This is a genomic window from Amycolatopsis rhizosphaerae (genome assembly GCF_007713715.1).
GTDB classification, from domain to species: Bacteria; Actinomycetota; Actinomycetes; order Mycobacteriales; family Pseudonocardiaceae; genus Amycolatopsis_E; species Amycolatopsis_E rhizosphaerae.
In genome coordinates, this window is sequence record NZ_VJWX01000683.1 from 1 (window position 1) to 2937 (window position 2937).

Below are 2937 nucleotides of genomic sequence, written 5' to 3' on the forward strand. Positions count from 1 at the left end.
GTTCGAGGGTTACCTCGACGACTACGACTTCCTGGTGGAGCTGGCGCGGGCGTGTGCCACGCCGGAGGGGCGCGAGGACTGGTACCGCCGCTGGGTCACCGAGGTGCCGGGCCAGGACGCGATGGTGCGCCGCCTCGGCGGGGACCGCCTGGCGCGGTTGCGCGAAGGCCGGGTGCAGGTCCGTCGTCCGGCAGGCGGGGAGCCGACGTGGCGGGAGCGGCACGTGCTGCTGGCCGCACGGGCCATTGTGGACCGTGTGCTCGAACGCGGGTACCGCGCGATCCTGGCCGGAATCGGCGTTTCGCACCTCGCCGCGTGGCTGGCCGCGGCGCAACTGCGGGAACGGGGCTGCCCCGTGCAGCTGCACGCCGAACTCGGCCTGGTCGACCTGCACGCCGCGCCCGGTGACGTTTTCCTGTTCTCCCAACGGCATGCGGCGCGCTGCCGGGCCCATGCCGGGACGCTGGAAGTACTGGGCGCGCTGGCCTCCGGCGGCCGCGGCCGGGCGCTGGCCGTGCTGTCCGCGGGCGAGATCGACGCGGGCGGGCGGATCAACAGCAGCCGGACCGCCGACGGTGCCTTCCTGGTGGGTTCGGGCGGGGCCAACGACTTCGCCAGCCACCTGGACACGCTGGTGGTCGCGGCGGCGTCACCGCGCCGGTTCGTGCCGCGCGTGGCCTTCGCCACCTGCCCCGGGCACAACGTGCACACGGTGGCGACCCAGTACGGGCGGCTGGCGCGCGGGGGAGCGGACGAACCGTTCGTGCTGAGGACCTGGCTCCCGCCGGCCGGGGATCCGGCGGCGGACCCGATCACCACGCTGCGCGAACGGACCCGCTGGCCCGTGCTCGACACCCCGGTGGAGCCGGAAAAACCCTTCAGTGACAAGGAGATCGACGCGCTGCGCGAGTTCGATCCGGAAGGAGTCTATCGATGATCCCCACCGCCGCGGCCCGCCCGGCGCCGGTCGTGCTCGCCGGAGTCGGCCACGACTTCCCCGGCGAGCCGGTGACCAACCGCTTTTTCGAGACCGAGCACCCCGCGCTCGGGATCGACGACGCCTGGATCCGCCGCCACACCGGGGTGGGGGCGCGGCACTGGCCGCCGCCGGGCAGGCACCACGTGGACATGGCGGAGCGGGCCGCCACGCTGGCGATGAAGGACGCACATGTGACCGCGGACGACATCGACGTCATCGTGGCGACCACGGCGACCGCCCGCCCGCGGGTCAACCCGACCACGGCGGGCAACCGGTACTCCGACCTCGCGCTGCCCCTGCAGAAACGGCTCGGCGCGGACCGCGCCTTCGGTTTCGACGTGACCGGGGTGGCCTGTGTGGGATTCCTGCACGCCAGCACCGTGGCGCAAGGGCTGCTCAGCAGCCTCGACGCCGGCACCGTGCTCGTGGTGTGCGCGGAGAACCCGTTGCCCATCCTGAACTTCCGTTACCGCAACGCGGCGCTGTTCGGTGGCGGGGCCGCCGCCGCGGTATGGCGGCGGCACGACGGACCGTCCGGTCTGGACGCCGTGGTGTTGCGGTCGGACGCCGAGCACTTCGACGCCTTCGACATCGACGACGAGGACAAGATGATGATGAAGGGGAAGGTGGTCGGGGCGATCGGCGCCGGTTTCCTCGCCGAAGCGAGCTGGGAGGCACTGCGCCGCGCGGGCCGCGGCTGGGATGAACTGGACTGGGTCATTCCGCACCAGGGCAACATCAACATGATCAACGAGGTGGTCGAGCTGCTCGATCCGCCGCGGGAACGGGTACTGGTCAACATCGACCGCCGGGGCAACACCTCCAGCGTCAGCGTGCCGGGGTGCCTGTCCGAAAACGTCCACAACGGACGCGTCCGCCGGGGCGACCGGATACTGGCGATGAGCGTCGGCCGGGGGTTCAGCTGGGGGGCGATGATCTTCCACTATGGACGGCCCGGCGAGCGGGAAGAAGGGGACGTCCGCGCATGCTGAACCAGCCTAATCCGTGGGCCGCGACCGGGGTGGCGCTGACCGGGTTCGGGCTCTACTACCCCCGGAACCGGATCGTCAACGAGGACTTCTCCCGCGGCGGCGACAACCCGATCGACGCCTCCGTACTGGGCACCGTCTCGGTGCGCGCCCGGCATCGCAGCAGTGAGACCGAAACCATTCCGTACATGGGCGCCGAAGCGGGCAGGCTCGCGGTCGCCGACGCCGGGCTCGCCCCGGCGGAACTCGACCTGGTGGTGCTGGCCAGCTGGACGGTGCCGCCGTTCGTGCCCGAGCACGCGCCGGAGACGGCGGCGCTGCTCGGCTGCCCGCGCACGCTGGCCTTCGACGTTTCGGGCGCCTGCACGGGATTCATCCACGCCACGGGCATCGCGGCGGCGCATCTGAACACGTTGCCGCACACCCGGCACGCGCTCGTCGTCTGCTCCGAGCAGTTCAGCCGCCGAGCGCGTCCCGGCAGCAAGGGAGAACTGGTGTGCGGGGACGCGGCCGGCGCCGTGGTGCTGTCGAAGCGCCCGGAGAACCCCGGCCTGATCGACCTGGTGCTGCGCAGTGACGGGGAACGCGCGAAGGTGGTGTCCGCCCCGGCGCCGCACGGATGGGTGCGCAGCCAGAAGGACCTGCCGGAGCACGCCGTGTCGAGCATCGTCGAGGTCAGCGGGGAACTGCTGCGGCGCAACGGTCTCGACATGGACACAGTGGACTGGGTGGTGCCGCATCCCGGTACGGACGTGGTGCACAACCGGGTCCGGGAGGCGCTCGGCGTGCCCGCGGGGAAGTTCGTGGTGAACTTCCAGGAGCGCGGCAACACCTCCAGCGCCTCGATCCCGATCGTGCTGGCCGAGGCGCGGGGCGCGGGCCGGTTCCGGCCCGGTGACCTGGTGCTCAGCCCGGCCATCGGGGCCGGCTGGTACTACGGCGCCATGCTCTACCGGGTGGGGTGAGCCG

General features: G+C 72.0%; 2 protein-coding genes and 1 pseudogene. All 3 read left to right on the forward strand.

Annotated elements, in window-relative coordinates; translation table 11 throughout:
- A pseudogene (locus FNH05_RS38570) lies at positions 1-937 on the forward strand (hypothetical protein); the annotation flags it as partial.
- Positions 934-1971, forward strand: a complete 1038-nt coding sequence (locus tag FNH05_RS35455; protein WP_144593217.1) for a ketoacyl-ACP synthase III — start codon at positions 934-936, stop codon at positions 1969-1971. The pseudogene FNH05_RS38570 and the gene FNH05_RS35455, both read left to right, overlap by 4 nt.
- On the forward strand, positions 1965-2933 hold the full coding sequence (locus FNH05_RS35460) for a ketoacyl-ACP synthase III (protein WP_144593218.1): 969 nt from the start codon (positions 1965-1967) through the stop codon (positions 2931-2933). Before FNH05_RS35455 ends, FNH05_RS35460 begins: the two co-directional genes overlap by 7 nt.
- Positions 2934-2937: the final 4 nt, after the last annotated feature.

Coding starts and splice junctions, on each gene's coding strand:
- FNH05_RS35455 (WP_144593217.1), top strand. CDS start 934: ATGATCCCCACCGCCGCGGCCCGCCCGGCGCCGGTCGTGCTCGCCGGA.
- FNH05_RS35460 (WP_144593218.1), top strand. CDS start 1,965: ATGCTGAACCAGCCTAATCCGTGGGCCGCGACCGGGGTGGCGCTGACC.